This window comes from Bacillus oleivorans, from assembly GCF_900207585.1.
GTDB classification, from domain to species: domain Bacteria; phylum Bacillota; class Bacilli; order Bacillales; family JC228; genus Bacillus_BF; species Bacillus_BF oleivorans.
On sequence record NZ_OAOP01000001.1, the window covers coordinates 175,164 to 191,022 of the forward strand.

Sequence of the window (15,859 nt, forward strand, 5' to 3'; positions counted from 1 at the left end):
ATTCTTTCTTTAGGCTGGGCTAAAACCAAGGTCTGTACGGCATAATTGCTATATTTTTCTTTATCGAAGCAGCGCCCTTTTTTGTGCGAATGACTATCTATCCTCTGGGTAAGTGAATAGAATATTCCAAACAGGCTGAAGGGGAGAGTCGTTGTGATAAAAAAAGCAGTTATTCCAGCAGCTGGCTACGGAACAAGAAGCCTACCTATAACAAAAGTGATCCCAAAGGAAATGTTCCCGATTGGTGAGAAACCAGCAATTCAATATATTGTAGAGGAAGCAATTGCTTCTGGAATTCAGGAGATATTAATCATAGTCTCTCGTGCGAAAAACCTAATAGTCGATTATTTTGATCACTCATTAGAACTAGAGGCTTTTTTAGAAAGGAAAAACAAAGATCATCTGCTAAAGGAAATGGAGATACCTAATATCCAAATTCATTATACTAGGCAGCCTTATGCAAGAGGACTAGGGGATGCGATCCGTCTTGGCGCAAGCTTTGCCCACAATGAACCATTTGCTGTCCTTCTCCCTGATGATATTGTCATTCCCCAAGGATTACCTGCTTTGCAGCAATTAATTTCCGTTTTTAATGAAACAGGCAGCAGTGTAATTGGGCTAAAAAAAGTAGAAAGAGAATTATTAAAAAATTATGGAGTTGTGAAAGGACAGCTGATTCAGCCCGGTAGAGTCAAGATTGAGAGCCTTGTTGAAAAGCCTCTTGAAAACCCGCCATCTGATTTAGCGGTGGTCGGCCGTTATGTTTTCACCCCTGATATTTTTAAATATTTGGAGAAGATTAAACCGGGAAAAGACGGAGAATATCAGCTTACTGATGCGATCCAGCAATTAACAGAGGCAAATGATGTGTTTGGAAGAATTATCGATGGTGACCGATATGACATTGGTAATACAAATGAGTATATTCGTTTAATTAACTATGTTCATAAACCCCGCAAATAATCTGGAGATTTTATTAATAAAACTAGTAACAGAATAATAGACTAGATTAGGCATTTCCATTCCTTTTAGTAGGGGGATTATTGTGCAGGAGAGGGATAAACAAAGGCCAGCAATGGGAAAAAGAGATATCATTTTGCTGGTCTGTATCTTTTACTTATTAGGGATTGTAACGGCAATAGGCATTTATTTGTTTTGGTTGGGGAAAACGGAAGCACAGGCTGAGGAGCCAGAGTTATACAGTGAATTATATGTGGCGGATGTCTATATTCGTGGTGACCGCACGGAGGAGGAAAGTAAACTTTCTAAAGAACAGAATTATCAATTGTGGGAAGTAACAACTGTGCTAAGAAGTGCTTTGTATCAATACGTGAAACAAACAAATAAATTTCCTAAAGACTTATCTCTATTAGAGCGGCCTTTCCCATATAATTATCTATCAGCCATTCCCCAGGAGCCGCTAACTTTTTCGAAGGTTGTGGCCGATACCTATACAGGTTCAGGCGGATGGGTATATCAGCCGGTAACATATGCTCTAGAAAAAACGAATGAACCGATGCTTAAGCAAATGATCCAGGATATCCTATACCCGAATATAGAACTGGGTCAAGTAAAGTTTCCTGATTTTGACCCTTTAAAGATCATCGTCAATAAAGGAAAGAATGAATTATGGCTAGTGTCAGGTAAAATTGTGCTCCAGAAATACCCGGTTGGATTAGGTAAAAACGGAAAGACACCAGAAGGAAGCTTTCAAATAGAAGAAAAAATGATGAATCCTAATGGCGCTTTTACTCCTGTTAAAAATAATCCATACGGGAACAGAGCGTTAGTCTTTGCTCCGAGCTTTGCCATTCATGGAACCAATAATCCGGAGTCCATCGGGAATAATGTTTCAAAAGGCTGTATTCGGATGAATAATCACGAAATTGCAGAGTTATATGCAAAGGTCCCGCTGTATACAATGGTTGAGGTTAAAGAGGATGGACCGTGGGCCGAATCATTAGTCCGGCCATTGTATAAAGGAAGCAGTAATTCTGAAAATACTTTTAACCAGATCAATCGTCCAAAAGAAGAAAACTACGGGGTCTTTTATAATTGGTCCGGATAAGTATAACAAATTTAGGGTCTGACCTATGGGCAGACCCTTTCATTTAACAATCCTCAGGTGTATTTAAATGAAGTGGTGGCGGAATTAACCATCCTTTTTCTTTGTTTAGACGTAATAATTTTGCCCCGTATTGCGCCTTAGTCATATGAAATTGACCGAACATCATCGCAATATCTTCGCGTACAGATTGAGCAATTGCCTGACTGCAAGCGATGAGACCCGCTGCAATGTCTGCACTGACCATTGCACTTACTTCTGGGTCGTTGATGCGCGCTCCTGCTGGAATGCTTTCAATTGTCGCATACGGACGCTCTGGCGGTGCAGGAGGTAGGGCAATCCCATTTACCTTCAAGATTTCTTCAAGCTTTTCTTCTTCGCGCTTCATATCCTGAATGGAATCGGCTAATAACTTTTTAAGGTCTTCGTCTCCAGTGTGATTTTTGAGCGTTTGGTATCCGGCAATTTTACCTTTGGCTGCTGCTAAAAAAGAAAAAATAGCAAAAACCTCACCATAATGCAAAGGTTCATTTTGTGGACTTCCACTTAAAACTCCCATTATAACCCTCCCTATTTGCTTAAGGTTCATTTTAGTCTCCTCTTTCAAACAATTTGAGACAAGGTTAGTTTCTTCTTGTCGTATAAAAATATTCTTTAAAACGAAACAAGTTAAGCTATGATAGTCGAAATTATTAGAAGCAAACTATAAAATGGTCTTAGGTCATTTGAGAAGGGGAATGGAAAATGTCATACACAGATACAATTGAAGTAAATCAACAGTTGGAAGAGGTCTTTGCTGCCGTAAGTAATGCTGAAAATGGTCCTCACTTTTTTGATAATGTTGAAAAAGTGGAAAAGCTTACTGATGGACCGATTCAAATCGGGACGAAATATCAGGAAACAAAGAGGATCCGCAGCTACAAAGCGGAAGCTATTCTTGAAGTAGTGGATTTTGTCCTAAATAAACAATACAAGTTAAAAAGCGAACCAAATGGACTAATTGTATTGAATGAATATACCTTTACCTCTACAGAAAAGGGGACGAAAATTGAGTTCAAAATGAAGATTCAAACAAAAGGGATCCGAAATCTGCTAACAAAACCTATCATTGTCAACATTCTAAAAAAAGAGAATGAAAATCACTTAGCGAACATCAAGAAATTTGTAGAGGCCTAAGTAAAAGAAAAAGTGCCAGCATTTTAGAAAATACTTGGCACTTTTATACTTACTCCACCTTTTTCAGAGGTTTGTTAGTAGGCCCTTCAATAACTTCTCCATCAATGGAAAAACGAGACCCATGACATGGGCAATCCCAGGTGCGTTCCCCGTGGTTCCATTCCACCTCACACCCCATATGTGTACATGTGGTATCGACCATATGGACTTTGCCGTCCTGATCTTTGTATACTCCTGTACGCTTTCCATTCAAATTAATAACGGCACCTTCATTCAATTGAATTTCCTCTAATTTTTTACCTGTATATTCAAGCTTTCCTGCGAAAAGGTGGCCGGCTACATCTGCATTGGTCTTGATAAATTCCTTTATACTCGGATCCGCATAGAATCGGGAGGGTGTAAAAAGATCTGCATATGGATTATCGACCTCTTTTATCAGATCTGTAATTAGTAAGGCAGCCGCTGTACTGGAGGTCATCCCCCATTTTTTATAGCCGGTTGCTACAAAAATATTGGGAGTGTCCTCCGCAAAATGACCAATATACGGTATTTTGTCTAAAGTATAGAGATCTTGGGCTGACCATTTATGTGTGATTTCTTTAATGCCAAAAACATCGTTGGCGAATCGCTCAAGATCTTTATAAATAGAAAGCGTATCAGGACCCTGACCTGTTTTATGAGTCCCTCCCCCGATTATTAGTAACTTTTCGCCGTTTTCCAGTGGGGTATAGCGGATCGAACGAATTGGTTTATCTACACTTAGATACATTCCTCCTGGAAATTCCTTTTCCGCCCGGATACTGACAACATATGAGCGGTCAGCATACATTCTCGAAAAATAAAGACTCTTTTTATCTTCGTGAAAAGGGAAATGGGAGCACATAACCAGATATTTACTTGATACTTCATACCCGTCCCGTGTAATAACCTTTGGATGCTTTCCCTTTTCCATATCAACAGCTACCGTATTCTCATAAATTTCCCCGCCTTGTTCCTGAACAATCGAAACAAGCTTGGATAAGTATTTAAGCGGGTGAAACTGAGCTTGGTTCTTCATAATTAAGGCTGTTTTAATTGAAAGATCAAAAGGGAGTATGTCAACCATTGCTCCTTGAATGCCAAGCTTTTGATAAGCCTCATATTCTGTATCGAGTTTTTTCGCATATTGTTCTGAGGTGGCATATAAATAGGCATCCTCTTTACTGAAATCACAGTCAATCTCGTGGTTTTGAACGGTTTCTCTAATAAATTGGATAGCTTGTGTGTTCGCCTCATAATAGGCACGGGCACGCTCTTCACCAAAATGACTAATAAACTCATCGTAGATCATGTCATGTTGAGCTGTAATTTTAGCCGTGGTATGGCCGGTTGTTCCATTTAAAATTTGATTAGCCTCTAAAATCGCAACTTTTAAACCTTCCCTTGTCAATAAATAAGCGAGGGTAATACCTGAAATTCCGCCGCCGACAATTGTTACATCAAAGAATTTATTTTCTTCTAATTTAGAAAAGGATGGGATATCAGCCGATGACCTCCAAAATGGTTCAGGGGAACGGTTAATTCTCTCATCAGACATAGGGGTGTACCTCCTAACATATATGTGATAGTTCTATTTTTTTCTAAATATAGGAAAGTATGTACCCAAGAACTAACAAAAAAAGAGCAAGCACTTGATTTCAAGGCTTGCTCTCCTTATTTTTATGAATAAACGATTCAATCTGATATTTGAGCGGTTCTAGTGAAGAATATCCTGAAAGATTGGCCAACATCCCTTCAATAACAGGGATCCTCGGTGAGTCATTTTGTAATTCTTCCTCGATCACATCTAATGTAACGAGAATACGTTCCTGGTCTGGGTGGTTTTTGAAGGTTTTCTTAATCTGATGAATGATTTCAATAAGATCATTTGGATCTGAAATCATCTCTTTCTGATACAGGTTCACTAATCGATCCATTTTGCCAGCTTCTATGATAGGCGGTTCAGGGGATGTTTCCATACCGCGAACAATATCGTCAGTCCTGTTGTAGATAAAGACAGCTATTTGCTTGGTATCTAATTTTTCAATATCAAAAAGCATAACACCCAAATAGGACTGAAAAATTCCTTGGATAGAAATAATTAAATCCCAGATAAAAGGATTGATGCGATCCCCGTAAATATCGCTAAGGCCTTTTTTATATAAAAGAAATGACTCTGCCCGCATTTTTAAGATGATTATTTCAAGCTCCTGATTAAATGGTACAGTTTGTTCTCTTGTATGCATTAAAATAAAATCTTTATGCTTTTTGATTTCATCTAATTGAACATAAAGCTGTTTAATGAATTTTTCTTTAGGATCTAACCCTTCTTTTTCAATAGCCTTAACTTTTCGGTTAATTCGTTCGTAGTAATATGTAAAGATCGAAATCATTAATTCTTCTTTTGATTTGAAGTAAAGATAAAAAGCCCCTTTTGAAATCCCGGCTTCATCTGCAATTTCTTGGACAGAAGTGGATGAAAACCCTTTTTTTGCGAATAATTTCATGGCTTCTTCGATAATTCGTTTTTCTTTTTCCTTCATGTTCTCTCTCCTAATCTCGAGATTCACACTTTCATTATGTCACACTTTTTTCACAAATCAATTGTCTCTTTTTATAAAGCCTTATATGAGAATTGACATAAAACTGACTGGTTAGTTATAGTATATACTGTTATGACTGGTCAGTCAATTTAGTTAGGAGAGAGGTAATCCGATGAGATCGATCATCAATTTTGTATTAAAGAATAAATTTGCAGTTTGGTTGCTTACATTTATCGTAGTGATAGCCGGTCTTTATTCAGGTATGAATATGAAGCTTGAAACGATTCCAAATATAAATACTCCGTTTGTAACGGTAACAACCATTTATCCGGGTGCATCTCCTGAAGAGGTTGTAGAAAATGTAACAGAGCCAATTGAGCAGCGAATCAGCAGCTTGAGTGGAGTCGATTACGTTACGTCTTCTTCTCTTACAAATGCTTCTAGTATTCAAATTATGTATAACTTCGATAAAGAAATGGATGAAGCAGAAGATGAAATAAAAGAGGCACTTTCTTCGCTTACATTTCCTGAAGGGGTGCAAGAGCCATCTGTTTCACAGTTAAGTTTTAATGCTTTTCCGGTACTGGGCTTAAGTGTAATGAACGATGACTTAGAGCTGCCTGAGCTAACCAATCAGGTTGAAGAATCCATCGTTCCAGCTCTTGAAGGGTTGGAGGGGGTTGCATCGGTACAGGTTTCTGGTCAGCAAATTGAGGAAGTCCAGCTTTTCTTTGATCAGCAAAAGCTTGCAGAGTTAGGGTTAGATGAGGAAACGGTCAGAGGAATCATTACGGGATCTGACATTCGATTCCCGCTTGGCATGTTTGTCCTCGAAGGCAAAGAGAAGTCTGTCGTGCTAGATGGAGATTTTACATCAGTTGAAGAATTAAAAACACTTGAAATCCCTATGATTCCAAGTGCACAAGCTGTCCCGCAAATGGGTCAGCCGCAGTCTGATCGCACAGAGGTAAATGGAACAGGTAATCTCCAGCCAACTCAGCTTCCGACCGTTCAATTAGGGGAAATCGCGAGTATTGAAGTAGTAGGGCAGGCAGAGTCTATTTCAAGAACAAACGGTAAAGAAGCAATTGGTATTAATATTGTAAAAGCCCAAGATGCAAACACGGTGAATGTTGTAAATGCGGTAAAAGCTGAAATAGAAGATTTAGAGAGCGAGTTAGAGGGAACGGAAGTAGTCGTAACGCTGGATCAGGGAAAACCAATTGAAGAATCTGTCAATACCATGTTAAGTAAAGCTATTTTCGGAGCACTTTTTGCTGTTTTGGTCATTTTTCTTTTCTTGAAAAATATCAGAACAACATTGATATCTGTAATCTCAATCCCGTTATCGTTACTTATTGCGATTTTAGTCCTGCAGCAGTTAGACATTACCTTAAATATGATGACATTAGGGGCCATGACGGTTGCGATTGGCCGGGTGGTAGATGATTCGATCGTCGTGATAGAGAATATTTTCCGGCGAATGGCTTCCCAAAATGAAAAGCTTAAAGGCAAAGATCTGATTAGGGAAGCAACGAAAGAGATGTTTATGCCGATTATGTCCTCCACGATAGTAACGATCGCCGTATTTCTGCCATTAGGATTAGTGCAAGGAATGGTAGGAGAGCTGTTCTTGCCGTTTGCCTTAACGATTGTATCTGCCTTACTTGCCTCCTTACTTGTGGCGATTACAATTGTTCCAATGATGGCACATTCGCTCTTTAAAAAAGGAGTGAAAATAAAGGAAAGCAAAGCTGAAAAAGGGCCTGGCAAGTTAGCTGCTGCCTATAAAAAAGGGCTGCAATGGTCACTTAATCATAAATGGATTACATCAGGGATTGCAGTGCTTTTACTAGCAGGAAGCATTGCGCTGATTCCATTTGTCGGAATAAGTTTCCTGCCTGAGCAAGCAGAAAAAATGGTAATCGCGACGTTTGATCCTAAACCGGGTCAAACGATAGAAGAGGTAGAGGAAATTGCAGCTACAGCAGAGGAATATTTTTTAGCAAAAGAGGATGTGGATACGGTTCAGTTTTCACTTGGCGGAGAAAATCCGATGAACCCAGCTGCCTCTAACCAAGCCTTATTCTTTGTCTTGTATGATCCTGATACTGAGAACTTCAGTGACGAATCACAAAAAGTGATTGAGGATTTACACAGTATGACCGATGCTGGTGAATGGGGTTCTATGGACGAAATGATGGGTATGTCTAGCAACCAAATTCACGTAAACGTTTATGGTAACAGCATAGATGAAATTAAACCTGTCATCGAGCAGCTTTATGATGAAATAAACAAGGTTGATCAGCTAGAAAATGTAGAATCAAGTATTTCCGAAACCTTTGAGGAGTACACGCTAGCAGTTAATCAGGAAAAATTAAGTCAATACGGTTTGACAACAGGTCAAGTTGGAATGGTATTGAATCCAATGGCGGAAAGACCGGTTTTGACTACTATTGAAATGGACGGAAAGGAACTAAATGTATATCTTGAGGTAAGTCAGCAAGACTACGAGAACATTGATGATATGCTGGATATACCGCTTCAATCCCCGTTAGGTATTCCAGTAACAGTTAGAGACGTTGTAGAAGTCCGGGAAGGGGAAACATCGAATACGATTACAAGAATGGATGGCCGCGATTATGCACAGGTTAGTGCTAATATAGCAACAGATAATGTGGCAGAGGTTTCAGCTAAGGTTCAGACAATTATCGATGACATGGAGCTCCCTTCAGGTATCGAGATTTCCATGGGTGGTGTAACGGAAGACATTACAGAATCCTTTACTCAATTGGGCATAGCTATGTTAGCTGCGATTGCGATTGTGTACTTGGTACTTGTCATAACTTTTGGCGGCGGACTGGCACCATTTGCTATTCTATTCTCTCTCCCGTTTGCGGTAATTGGCGGAGTTATAGCCCTTTTAATTGCTGGCGAAACATTAAGTATTTCTGCGATGATTGGTGCGTTAATGTTAATTGGTATCGTTGTAACGAATGCGATTGTATTAATCGACCGGGTCATTCATAAGGAAAATGAAGGTTTGTCTACGAGAGAAGCCCTGTTAGAAGCTGGTACTACGCGTTTAAGACCAATTCTAATGACCGCTCTGGCCACTATCGGGGCCTTAATTCCGTTAGCAATTGGCGCAGAAGGCAGCGGATTAATTTCAAAGGGTCTAGGTGTAACAGTAATCGGCGGTTTAACAAGTTCAACCTTATTAACCTTAATAATCGTACCAGTCGTTTATGAAGCATTAAGTAAATTGAAAAGGAAAAAAGCAGATTTGTCATAAAGGATTTTTATAGAGAGTTTCGCTTTGGGGCGAACTCTCTTTTTATATCAATAGTGTTTTTACTTCTGTTGTAAACTTTCAAAGCGGATATGAGGTCCACCGATTGTCACTAATAGTCCAATTGCAGTGGGGTAAAACTTGGTAAGCTCCAATCCGCCTATGTTATAGGACATACGATCCTCTATTTGCCAAAAAAACGCGGTTTTGAAATATTAAAGGACATACGATCCGTTATCTGCCGAAAATCATTCAAATATTGCATGTTTTTGCCACGATAGCGGAACCAGTGTCCTTTAATTTTCAAAAAGGCAAGATTTGTCACAGATAACGGAACCAGTGTCCGAAAAAGGATTACGATTTCCATCTTGCCTCTTACCGCTTCTCGCTTTCACATGAATGGAGCAGTTCGGATACATCAAAAGTTGTATACTTAACTCCTTCGATTTTTGTAGAGAAACATCACCCGCATTGACGAGGTTTCCTTTTGTTTTTTTTAATAAGCTAAAAACAAAAGAGAACGTAAGGAGATGATTGGAGATGAATGTTACTAATCAAGTAGTGATGATTACCGGTGCTTCCAGAGGATTGGGGAGAGCTCTTACTCTGGCATTTGCGGAGGCTGGCGCTAATCTTGCGATCTGTGCCAGGGGAGAGGAGAAGTTAATCGAAGTTAAAAAGGAGGCAGAAGCTCTGGGTGCAGAAGTGTTAGCTATTGCTGCAGATACATCAAACGTTAAGGATGTAGAAAGATTTGTTTCCTTGACTGAGATTCAGTTTGGAAAAATTGATGTATTAATTAACAATGCCTCTATCTTTGGCCCGGGCCCTTTATATTTAGCTGATTACCCCGATAAAGATCTTGCTGAAGTCATACGCGTTAATATTCTCAACCCTTTCTTAGTGACGAAAAGGGTTTTGCCGGGAATGCTTGCTAACGGCAAGGGTTCGATTATTAATGTGACATCAGAAGCGGGGCAAACAGGGTATGCCGAATGGGGCGCTTATGGAATTTCAAAATTTGGAGTAGAAGGCTTGACTCAGGTCTGGGCAGATGAACTTCAAGAGACAGGAGTGCGAATCAATATGGTGGATCCCGGCGAAATGGATACAGACATGCACAAAACAGCAGTACCTGAATGTGACTATGAGTTAGCACAACCTGAGGAAATAGTGGATGTGTTTTTATACTTAGCTTCTGAAAATTCTGCTGATGTAAATGGGCAAAGGTTCGAAGCAAAGGAATTTAAGTTAGGGAGAGAATCGTAATGTTAATGACGATACATGGTTCTTTTCAAATCCCAGCCCATTTGCACGCAATCGCGCCAGCTGAATTTCGCGGGCTCAGGCGAGATCAAGTAAGGATGATGGTGTTGGACCGTATTACTGGTCAATTCGAGCATGCTTCTTTTAAAGAAATTGGCCGTTATCTGGCATCAGGTGACCTTCTCGTTTTCAACAACAGCAGAACAATTCCAGCCAAATTAAAGGGGACCCAACAGCAAGGCACTGAGTTTGAAATCAGACTCTCGAGACAAATTTCAGATACAGCATGGGAAGGGTTAATAGTAGGAGACTATGATCGGAACAGACCGATAAAACTTTCAGAAGAGCTTTTTGCAGAGGTAATAGGGAATGGAGGTGCTGAACCATTAGTTAGACTTTCTTTTTCAAAAAAAGGCTTAGCCTTATTGAATGATTTTTACAGGATTGGCGAACCGATTCGTTATGAATACATTCATGAACCATGGGCGCTCGACGTTTATCAAACGGTTTATGCTGCAGTGCCTGGCTCAGTGGAAATGCCATCAGCCGGCCGAGCTTTTACATGGCAATTGCTGCAAGCCTTAAAAGCAAGCGGCATCAGAGTTGCCTTTCTTCAGCTCCATGCAGGACTAAGTTATTATGGGAACGATAAGTGGCCGGATCCAAATCAGCATCCCGAAGTCTTCCATATTCCTTCAAGTACAGCTAAACTGGTGACTGAAACCAAAGAATCTGGCGGCCGAGTAATTGCAGTCGGAACAACGGTTGTCCGTGCGCTTGAAACGGCAGCAGTTGAAGGAAAAGTTACAGGAACAAAAGGTGTTACCAAACTTTACGTTGATAGAGGTTACTTATTAAAGGTTGTCGATGGACTCCTTACAGGATTTCATGAGCCCGAAGCCAGTCATTTAGATATGCTTACGGCTTTTATTGATGAAGAACAATTAAAGGCTGCTTATCAGGCTGCCATTGAGGAAGGCTATTTGTGGCATGAGTTTGGAGATGTAAACTTAATCCTTTCAAAGGAAGCATCCCTATGAAGTGGCATCATATTGGAATTCAGGTAAAAGAATTAGAGCGGTCGATTTCTTTTTATCAAACGAACTTTGGATTTAATGAGGAAATAAGATTTCAGTACGAAGATGAACAAATTGTGTTTCTAACAAGGGAAACGATTCGGATTGAATTAATCGAAAGCAGATTAGAAAGTAGAAAAGCAGAGCAGCTCCATTTTTCTTGGCAGGTTGAGAATTTGGATGAATGGGTTGATCAATTAAAAATCAATCCAATTGAAGGCCCCATCACCTTACCTAATGGGTGGAGAACAGTATTTTATCAGGGACCAGACCAAGAACTTATCGAGTTATTTCAGAATGAAAGCTAAGAATGGGTAGTTTTGGGCTGTTTTCTCTTAGATTAGGGCGAATCGGACTAGTGCAAAACCGGGACTATTGGCATTCCTAAATATCGTAAAAACTGAAATTTTGTTTAAAAATCCCCTTTTTTGTCGAGAAAAAGGGATTTTTTGTTGAAATTTCAAGAAAAATGATGCGGGAATGAATAGGAATACAAACCTAAAAACTTCCCATTGTTTGGTAAAAAGTAATGAATAAAAATGATTACAAATACCTATTAAGAAATTACGTAATTTTCCTTCGATTTCAAAAAATAGGAAATCAGGATAAGAAGTACTGCCGCCAGACAGGAACCGCCGCCTGAGAATATTGAAAAAATTGTGAATAATGGTTGATTTCTTTTTATTTTTGTCGAATATATGATGAAATCAAGAGATCAGTTCGAATTGAATACAACTGAATCTCGAAAAGGCAAAGTTGGTGAAAGCCAATGACGCAAAACTACAGGGGCTACGGTGTTTCAGTACACTAGGCCAGCCAGTTACCGAAAGATGCAGGGTGTCGTAATGCCATTTAAATTAGAGATACTTCAACCGTCATTATTTTTTAATTTGCTATCAATCTCTAATAGGAATGGAAACGACAATGATTTTGTAACCTCCCTTTCGGTAAAGGCGGGGTTATTTTTTATGGGAGCGGAGGTGAACAAGTGAAACTGGTCAACTTACGGAATGACTCGATCATTGCCGAACAGATTAATCCAGCCTATCCATTTTTCAAAAGGCTGCGGGGATTAATGTTTACGAAAAAACTGGACGAAGGTGTTGGCTTGCATATAAAACCCTGCCGATCAATCCACACATTCTTCATGAACTACACCATTGATGTTTTGTACTTAAATGAATCAAATGTCGTTGTAGCTATTGACGAATCGCTCGAACCAGGGAAGGTCGGGAAGCTTTATTCAGATGCACATTCAGTCGTAGAGCTCCCAAAAGGAACAGTCCAAGAGACTGGAACCAAGGTAGGAGATGAGCTGCTTTTTAAAACAGCATGAGTCGGATACTCCTACAAGCATTTTAAAATAAAAAACATTTAAAATTGGAGGAATTTAAAAATGGTAGAAAAAATGAAAGCTTTATTCGTTGAAGAAGAAGGACAAGGTATGACTGAGTATGGGTTAGTATTAGGGATTATCGCAGTGGCGGTTGTAGGTTTACTTGTTACACTGCGTACTGAAATTGTGGAAATGTTTACAAATGTTGTAAATGCGGTTACTGGTCGTGGAAGTGATGGCGATTCAGGTACTGGTGCTTAATCGTTTATGAGAAAGTTTTGGATTGACGAAACTGGCCAAGCAATGACAGAGTATGGTTTAGTTCTTGGAACGATCGCAATTGCGGCATTTGCATCCATTCTAGTTCTTCGTGAAGAAATTGTGGAAATGTTTCAATATGCCGTTGGATTAGTGACAGCCAGATAATAAACCATACATTTAACGGCACAAACGGTTAATAATGTAAAAATAGTCTTACGTGTAACGTGAGACTATTTTTGCATCAAACCAAATTTTGACCTCTTTAAAAAATGGAGGTGAAGTGTTCTGGATTTTATGATTGACCTTTTATTATGGATTGTCTTGATTGTCTGTGTGATTACAGATCTAAGAGAAAGAAGAATATACAACAAGGTAATTTACCCAGCTTTGGTATTAACAATCATTTTCCATCTAGCAGATTCAGGTTTAAGTGGCATGCTTTTTAGTTTACAAGGCTTTGTCATTGGTATGGCTCTTTTACTCATTCCTTATTTGCTCGGAGGAATTGGCGCGGGTGATGTTAAGTTACTTGCCTTGGTTGGGGCGATGAAAGGAACAATGTTTGTCCTTATAGCAGCCGTTTATATGGCTTTAATCGGAGGGGTTCTCGCTCTTGGTGTTCTACTCTTTAGAAGAGGTGTGATCTCAAGGTTAAAAATGATGTTTTACTCTCTAGGCGGTTTAAGAACGGGTATAAAAATCCCTTTAACGATTGCAAAGGATGATTACAAAGCCACGTATCCTTATGGACTCGCAATTGCAGGAGGGGCAGCTTTAAGCTTTATGTTAAGTGGGGTGAGTTTACTTTGATTCGAGATGAGAGAGGACAGTCAATGGTTGAAATGGCACTTATTTTACCAATACTTTTGTTGCTGTTGGCTGGCGTTATCGATTTGGGAAGAGTTTTGTTTTCAACTTCACACTTGCACCTTGCTTCACAAGAAGCAGTCAGACTCGGTGGATTAGGAAAAACAGATGAACAAATTGAGGAATTTGCGAAAGACTATTTTAAACTTGGAGATCCTTCCCTTTTACAAATTGAAATTACCCCAACAGATGATATGCGAGAATCGGGGGAATACGTGAAGGTTTCTATAGATTATCCGTTAGAACTGATAACTCCTATTTTAAACCAATTCATTCCGAACCCGGTTACAATCCATGCGGATTCAACAATACGGGTAGAATGAGGTGAAATATGAATAGATTACGAGAATTATGGAAAAAAGAGACGGGCAATGCTCTCGTCTTTGTATCATTAGCACTAATGGCCCTTCTGGCTATGACAGGATTAGTCATTGATGGAGGCATGGTATATCAGACAAAAAGTCATCTGCAAAAGGTTGCAAATGCTGCCGCACTATCTGGCGCCCAAGAGTTAACGAATCATCAGGAGAAAGTAGAAGAGGTTGTGTATGAGACACTATCTAAGAACGATCAAGAGGCAGTTTTGACAAACCTTGAGATTACAATGGAGGAAAAAGTTGCAGTTGATCTGGAGGTTCCCGTATCATTAGCCTTTTCAAAGTTATTTGGTAAGGACCAGATTTTGGTCAAAGCCCATGCTGCTGCAGAATTGAGAACGATGGGAAGAGCTGCAGGAGCTGCGCCGCTTGGGATTGATAAATCGATACCACTTGAGTATTACAAGGAATACCAGCTAAAAGTTGACCAGCATGATAATGATACAGGTAACTTTGGGATCCTTGCCTTGGGTGGAACGGGTGCAGATACATATGAATACAACTTAAGACATGGGTACAAAAATGAATTAAGTGTAGGAGATGTATTAGAGACGCAAACTGGTAATATTGCTGGGAAGACGAGAACGGTCGTTCGGGAAAGGGTGAACGGCTGTGATGAAAACCCTCGTGATGTCAACGTCAGAGAATGCTCTCGTGTCATTTTAATTCCTATTTATGAACCAATAGATTATCAGGGCAACCAATTGAAGCAAGTAAGAATTGTAGGCTTTGCCTATTTTTATATTACAGATCCGATGGACGAACATGATACTTCGATAAGAGGAATGTTTATTGAGCGAGCAGGAACAGGCTATGAGGAGCCAGGAGCATTAGAACGAGGTGCTTTCAGCATTAGATTAACAGAGTAATAGGTGGGGATGAGATGCGTTCGAAAATTATTTTAGTGCTGGCATTAGTAATGGGTGTGGTAACAACAGTTATGTTTTTTAACTATATGAAGCAATTTGACACAGAAACCGTAGCGAATCAGAACATGACTACGGTTGTTGCAGCCAAAGAAAAAATCGCCAAAAATGAATTAATAACTGCGGAAAAGCTTACGACTATTGAGGTCCCATCAGAAGGACTGCATGAGCAGGCAATCGTCAGTATGGACGGGCTAGCAGGTCAATATGCAACAGCAGACATTGAAGCAGGGGAAGTCTTATTAGATCACCGTGTACAGGACGAAAAAGAAGAAACTATCTTTGTTTCGAAGAAAGTGGGAGAAGGAAATAGAGGTGTTTCTATTGGAGTCAACTTTGTCCAATCTGTATCTAACTTAGTTGAACCAGAAGACAAGGTCGATGTAATCTTCACCGAAGTCATAGAAATGCCTGGTGAGCAACAAGACATTGTAGAATCCAGTATTTTACTAAGAGAAGTTAGAGTTTTAGCTGTCGACCGCAGAATGATAGAAACACAAAACGAAGCAGAACCACATGCCGAATATAGTTCAGTAACATTAGAGTTAAGCCCTGAAGATACAGTCAAGCTAGTTAATGCTTATGAAAGCGGATCACTTCACTTGGCGGTTCATTCTAGAATAGTAGCAGATGTCGTTAACGATACCGATGAATAA

At 39.7% G+C, this 15,859-nt stretch carries 17 protein-coding genes and 1 riboswitch; of the genes, 14 read left to right on the forward strand and 3 right to left on the reverse strand.

All coding sequences use genetic code 11. The annotated features are described in order from the left end of the window. The first annotated feature begins 153 nt into the window (after positions 1-153). Together CRO56_RS00790 and CRO56_RS00795 are read left to right on the forward strand one after the other, a co-directional pair. Entirely contained in the window at positions 154-963 is an 810-nt protein-coding gene (locus CRO56_RS00790) for a UTP--glucose-1-phosphate uridylyltransferase (RefSeq protein WP_097156696.1), read from the forward strand. Between the two features lie 82 nt (positions 964-1,045). Further along, positions 1,046-2,068, forward strand: coding sequence for a L,D-transpeptidase (locus CRO56_RS00795; protein ID WP_097156697.1), 1,023 nt, complete (start codon positions 1,046-1,048; stop codon positions 2,066-2,068). Positions 2,069-2,111: 43 nt separating this feature from the next. On the opposite strand, the gene CRO56_RS00800 is transcribed toward CRO56_RS00795, so the two are convergent. Then, entirely contained in the window at positions 2,112-2,624 is a 513-nt protein-coding gene (locus CRO56_RS00800) for a DUF3231 family protein (protein WP_342745862.1), read from the reverse strand. Between the two features lie 185 nt (positions 2,625-2,809). Between CRO56_RS00800 and CRO56_RS00805 the strand changes: the two genes are divergently transcribed. Next, positions 2,810-3,241: an SRPBCC family protein gene (locus tag CRO56_RS00805; RefSeq protein WP_097156699.1), complete on the forward strand. Its 432-nt coding sequence runs from the start codon at positions 2,810-2,812 to the stop codon at positions 3,239-3,241. Between the two features lie 49 nt (positions 3,242-3,290). On the opposite strand, the gene CRO56_RS00810 is transcribed toward CRO56_RS00805, so the two are convergent. Continuing rightward, positions 3,291-4,817, reverse strand: a complete 1,527-nt coding sequence (locus CRO56_RS00810) for an FAD-dependent oxidoreductase (RefSeq protein WP_097156700.1) — start codon at positions 4,815-4,817, stop codon at positions 3,291-3,293. Positions 4,818-4,917: 100 nt separating this feature from the next. After that, positions 4,918-5,802 carry a TetR/AcrR family transcriptional regulator gene (locus CRO56_RS00815; protein WP_097156701.1) on the reverse strand — a complete coding sequence of 295 codons (885 nt, stop codon included), beginning with the start codon at positions 5,800-5,802 and terminating at the stop codon, positions 4,918-4,920. Between the two features lie 172 nt (positions 5,803-5,974). Between CRO56_RS00815 and CRO56_RS00820 the strand changes: the two genes are divergently transcribed. The 11 genes from CRO56_RS00820 to cpaB all read left to right on the forward strand — a co-directional run bounded on the left by CRO56_RS00820 (position 5,975) and on the right by cpaB (position 15,859). Next, entirely contained in the window at positions 5,975-9,097 is a 3,123-nt protein-coding gene (locus CRO56_RS00820) for an efflux RND transporter permease subunit (RefSeq protein WP_097156702.1), read from the forward strand. Between the two features lie 537 nt (positions 9,098-9,634). Continuing rightward, positions 9,635-10,363, forward strand: coding sequence for an SDR family NAD(P)-dependent oxidoreductase (locus tag CRO56_RS00830; protein WP_097156704.1), 729 nt, complete (start codon positions 9,635-9,637; stop codon positions 10,361-10,363). Then, a complete protein-coding gene (locus CRO56_RS00835) occupies positions 10,363-11,400 on the forward strand; it encodes an S-adenosylmethionine:tRNA ribosyltransferase-isomerase (protein ID WP_097156705.1) in 1,038 nt (345 codons plus the stop codon). The genes CRO56_RS00830 and CRO56_RS00835 overlap by 1 nt, the downstream gene beginning before the upstream one ends. Further along, entirely contained in the window at positions 11,397-11,744 is a 348-nt protein-coding gene (locus tag CRO56_RS00840) for a VOC family protein (protein ID WP_097156706.1), read from the forward strand. Before CRO56_RS00835 ends, CRO56_RS00840 begins: the two co-directional genes overlap by 4 nt. 431 nt (positions 11,745-12,175) lie before the next feature. Beyond that, positions 12,176-12,264: riboswitch (cyclic di-GMP riboswitch) on the forward strand. Between the two features lie 160 nt (positions 12,265-12,424). Further along, on the forward strand, positions 12,425-12,772 hold the full coding sequence (locus CRO56_RS00845) for a DUF192 domain-containing protein (RefSeq protein ID WP_097156707.1): 348 nt from the start codon (positions 12,425-12,427) through the stop codon (positions 12,770-12,772). A gap of 60 nt (positions 12,773-12,832) precedes the next feature. Next, entirely contained in the window at positions 12,833-13,033 is a 201-nt protein-coding gene (locus tag CRO56_RS00850; protein ID WP_097156708.1) for a Flp family type IVb pilin, read from the forward strand. Positions 13,034-13,039: 6 nt separating this feature from the next. Further along, the gene (locus CRO56_RS00855) at positions 13,040-13,198 is read left to right on the forward strand and encodes a Flp family type IVb pilin (protein WP_097156709.1); all 159 of its coding nucleotides are present in this window, start codon (positions 13,040-13,042) and stop codon (positions 13,196-13,198) included. Between the two features lie 129 nt (positions 13,199-13,327). Next, a complete protein-coding gene (locus CRO56_RS00860; protein WP_097156710.1) occupies positions 13,328-13,843 on the forward strand; it encodes an A24 family peptidase in 516 nt (171 codons plus the stop codon). Continuing rightward, positions 13,840-14,223, forward strand: a complete 384-nt coding sequence (locus tag CRO56_RS00865; RefSeq protein ID WP_097156711.1) for a TadE/TadG family type IV pilus assembly protein — start codon at positions 13,840-13,842, stop codon at positions 14,221-14,223. Before CRO56_RS00860 ends, CRO56_RS00865 begins: the two co-directional genes overlap by 4 nt. An 8-nt stretch (positions 14,224-14,231) precedes the next feature. Then, a complete protein-coding gene (locus CRO56_RS00870) occupies positions 14,232-15,146 on the forward strand; it encodes a pilus assembly protein TadG-related protein (RefSeq protein WP_097156712.1) in 915 nt (304 codons plus the stop codon). Positions 15,147-15,160: 14 nt separating this feature from the next. Next, positions 15,161-15,859 carry a Flp pilus assembly protein CpaB gene (gene cpaB, locus CRO56_RS00875; protein WP_097156713.1) on the forward strand — a complete coding sequence of 233 codons (699 nt, stop codon included), beginning with the start codon at positions 15,161-15,163 and terminating at the stop codon, positions 15,857-15,859.